This window comes from Cupriavidus sp. FW305-3-2-15-C-LB2 (assembly GCF_058787575.1).
On sequence record NZ_JBYSZW010000118.1, the window covers coordinates 1 to 544 of the forward strand.

Consider the following 544-nt stretch of genomic DNA (forward strand, 5'->3'; position numbering starts at 1 on the left):
CACGGCAGGGTTCATGACTGGGGTGAAGTCGTAACAAGGTAGCCGTATCGGAAGGTGCGGCTGGATCACCTCCTTTCTAGAGGCTTGTGTCTCAAGCCTAGCGTTCACACTTATCGGTTTGTTTGCTGTTACAGCCAAGGGTCTGTAGCTCAGGTGGTTAGAGCACCGTCTTGATAAGGCGGGGGTCGTAGGTTCAAGTCCTACCAGACCCACCAAGTTATCCGGAAGGGGGATTAGCTCAGCTGGGAGAGCACCTGCTTTGCAAGCAGGGGGTCGTCGGTTCGATCCCGTCATCCTCCACCACTGCCTGGTACCTTGGATTGGTTGTCAAATGAAAGCGCATCGCGACGATGAGTTGCGAGTGTTTCCATTTGGCATTGCCAAGCGATCGCAAGATCGGCTGTTCTTTAAAAATATGGGATGTAGTAAAGGTGTCGCGCGAGCGTTGATGAGACGCTGCAGTACCAACGCGATACCGGGTTGTGATTGTATCAACCAAAATGTATTTAAGTGATCGAAAGATGACTTGGAATACGGCACAAAT

At 51.3% G+C, this 544-nt stretch carries 2 tRNA genes and 1 rRNA gene; all 3 read left to right on the top strand.

The annotated features are described in order from the left end of the window. A 16S ribosomal RNA gene (locus AC3WRR_RS36075) occupies positions 1-76 on the top strand; the annotation flags it as partial. A gap of 62 nt (positions 77-138) precedes the next feature. Further along, a tRNA-Ile gene (locus AC3WRR_RS36080) sits at positions 139-215 on the top strand. 12 nt (positions 216-227) lie between these two features. Next, positions 228-303 (top strand) — tRNA-Ala (locus AC3WRR_RS36085). Positions 304-544 lie beyond the last annotated feature (241 nt).